The sequence below is a fragment of the Streptomyces glaucescens genome, assembly GCF_002154375.1.
In the GTDB taxonomy this organism is placed as follows: Bacteria; Actinomycetota; Actinomycetes; order Streptomycetales; family Streptomycetaceae; genus Streptomyces; species Streptomyces glaucescens.
The window spans coordinates 1-3,134 of sequence record NZ_MUND01000382.1; the positions used below are offsets into that span (position 1 = coordinate 1).

The following is a 3,134-nucleotide window of genomic DNA, read 5'->3' on the forward strand; positions in this document are numbered from 1 at the left end:
CGACTGGTGTCCGTTCGGGCAGGTCGGCATGTCGGCGCTTCCCCCTCTCCTTTTCCGGCCGCTATGACCGGATTTCTCCAACCCCGAAGGGGTCAGGCTCGTTGCTCTTTATGTCACTTCTTTACACGAACAGTCTTTGTCGACCGAGTCTCGAGAGTCATCTCGTCGGCCTCCGCGACCTTCGCCTTCAGTCGCACAGTACCTGTCGCGGCGTCGACCACGTCCACCACCTTCGCAAGGAGTTTCGCAGTATCCGCGTTTCCGGAGGCGCCGGCGAGCTGAACGGCGCGGCCCAGTTTGGCCGTTGCTCCGTCGATGTCTCCCGATTTGCGCAGATCCAGACCTTGTTGGATGACCTGCGCCAGTTCGGCCTGGCCGGTGTAGTGGGCGACCTGGGGGTTGATCGACGTCGACGCGGCCATGTCGTCGGTCCACACAGCGCGGACGAGACCCTGTGCGCCCAGGTTCTGGACCGTGCCGTCGGGCTGCGGTATCACCAGGGAGACCCGGGCGGCCAGCATCTCCTGGCCGATGTTCGCGGGCGGGACCTCCACGCAGAGGTGGTAGTCACGGGACTCGTCTCCCCAGGAACCGATGGGGTAGTCCCCGGCGCGCGGGCCCGCCTCGGTGCGGCGGCCGGTCAGCTCCTCGACCGTCGGTGCCACTTGCTTGACGAACTTGATGGTCGTGCCGACCGGGGTCCACAGCCGCAGCGCGACGTCCGCGACCTCCTTGCCCATCGCCGTCTCCATCATCCGCGTGAAGTCGGCGGCGAGGCCGGCCGGATCGGCCACGATGTCGGCACTGCCGAGGAGTGCCGAGGCGATCCCTGTGACTTCTTTCACTTCCCAGTCGGTGCCGACACCGCGGGCGTCACAGGTGAAGCGCCCGGCACAGGAGTCGAGTGCGGCCTTCAGGTCCTCGGGTGACTCGTGTTCGTTGCGGCCGTCGGTGAGCAGGATGCCGTGGCGGATCGCCACGTCGGCAAAGGACAGCAGCCGGTCGGCGAGCCGCAGCCAGGTGCCGATGGCCGTGCCGCCGCCCGCGCTGAGCTTGCGCAGCGCCTGCTTGGCCTGTTCACGAGTGGTGGGATCGGCCACGGCGAGCCGGCCGCCGCCCGGGTAGACCTCCTGGGCCACGTGTGTCCCGCCGATCACCGCGAAGTGCACCCCGTCGCGCAGGGTGTCGATCGCGGCGGCGGTCGCGTCCCGGGCGTTGCGCATCTTGGTCGGCGGGTAGTCCATCGACCCCGAGCAGTCCACCATGACCGCCACGGCCGCTGACGGGCCCTGGCCGGGCCCGTACAGGTGAGGGGCGGTGACGGCGGTGCCCATGGTGCCGCCGCCGGTCGCGGTCACCGTGACGATCGCGTTGACCTCCCGGCCGCCCTCCGGGAGGTGCTCGTTCTGGTACACGTCCACCGAGAACTGCGGCACGTTCGACTTCGACAATCTGGCCATACGTACTCGAATCCCCCTAGGAACCCCGCCGGAGCGGGGTGACGACTATGGCCGGACCGGTCCCCTCCGGTCCGTCGAGGCTTCCCCGTCGTGCTCACGCCTCAGGCGGATCCTGCCCCCTGCGGAGGGGCGGGGAACGGCAGGACGGCCACTGTTACGTTGTCGTGGCCCCCGCCGTCGAGCGCGTGTCCGACCAGGACCCGTGCGCTGTGCAGCGGACGGACGGCGGCGTCCGGGGGAATCACTCCGGCCATCTCCTCGGCCGCCTCCGCGTAGTTCCACAGACCGTCCGTGCACACCACCACCACACCGGGCCGGTCCGGTTTGAACGCGGCGGTGTGCGGCTCCAGTTCGTAGGCGTCCGCACCGAGCCAGCCCGTGATCGCGTGGGCCCGTTCGTCGGCGTACGCCTCGGCCTCGCTCATCAGGCCCGCGGCGACCATCTGCGCCGCCCACGAGTCGTCCTCGGTGAGGCGGGCCGCCGGGGCGGTGCGGTCCTGCGGTACCCAGTAGGCGCGGCTGTCGCCGACCCAGCCGACGACCAGCAGACCGCCCGTGACCACCGCGCCGACCAGGGTGCAGGCCGGGGCGTTCTGGTGCGGGGCGTGCTCGCGGGCCGTCGCGGGCTCCTCCGCCAGGGCGTTGACCGCGTGGGACGCGGCGACGATCGCCTCGTGCATGGCCTGCTGCGGATGGGCGCCCTGCGGCAGGGCGGCGAGCAGCGCGGCGCTCGCCGCCCGGGACGCGGCGAGCGAGGCGTCGTCCGGGCGGGTCGCCGAGGAGACGCCGTCGCAGACGATCGCGACGGTCGCGGCGGAGCCGTCGGGCAGCGCGGCGGTGCCGATGGCGAAGGCGTCCTCGTTGCGGTGGTGGCGCAGCCCGCGGTCGGACACGGCGGCGACCGGGCCGCACTCCTGCTCCATGTGGTCGCGTTCGCGGGGCTGGGCATGGCCGCAGTTCTCGCAGTAGCCGTCGTCGTCGACCCGGCCGGCGCGGCAGGCGACACACAGCTTGCCGGGCTCGGCGGGCGCCGCGGTGCCGGCCACGCGCGGGTCCGGCGCCTGGAGCGGATACTCCTCGGGCTCGCCACCGCGCCGGTCGAAGCGGACACCGGGGGCCGGGGCCGAGGCGGCGTGCGGGTCGGCCGCCGCCGGGGAGCCGAAGCCGTCCTGGGTGCCGGGTGCGGCGGGGGCGCCGGGCGCGGCGGAGGTGTCAGGCACAGCGGGGGTACCAGGCACGGCGGAGTTGCCAGGTGCGCCGGGACCGCTCACGGGCTCCGGGTGCTGGACGGCAGCGGGGCCGTAGGGCACCGGACCCTCCGGGGCCGAACCGGCCTGCCCGCCACCGCCGGTGGGCGCCGGACCGGCGGGTGCGGCGGCACCGGGCCTGCCCTCGGCCGAGGCCGGGTGCGGCACCGTCCCGTTCACCGGCGAGGCCGGAACCCCGGCAGCGGGTGCGATGCCCGAGGCCGGGACCCCACCAGCGGGTGCGACGCCGTACTCGGCGGGTGCCGGAGCGTATCCGGCACCCACCGGACCGTTCGCCTCATGGACCGGTCCGTTCACCCCATGAGCCGGGCCAGGTGTCCCGTGGGCCGGACCGTTCGCCCCATGGACCGCGTGGGGCGTCCCCCGGACCGGGTCGGGCGTCCCCCGGACCGGCGCACTCGCGGTG

2 protein-coding genes are annotated in these 3,134 nt (G+C 73.1%); both read right to left on the reverse strand.

Features of this window, described 5'->3' with window-relative positions; genetic code table 11:
• Positions 1-113: 113 nt before the first annotated feature.
• The gene (locus CCN42_RS24270; protein WP_086738785.1) at positions 114-1,460 is read right to left on the reverse strand and encodes a vWA domain-containing protein; all 1,347 of its coding nucleotides are present in this window, start codon (positions 1,458-1,460) and stop codon (positions 114-116) included.
• A gap of 101 nt (positions 1,461-1,561) precedes the next feature.
• Positions 1,562-2,920 (reverse strand): PP2C family protein-serine/threonine phosphatase, encoded by a 1,359-nt coding sequence (locus CCN42_RS24275; protein WP_245877445.1) that lies wholly within the window; start codon positions 2,918-2,920, stop codon positions 1,562-1,564.
• Between the last annotated feature and the right edge of the window lie 214 nt (positions 2,921-3,134).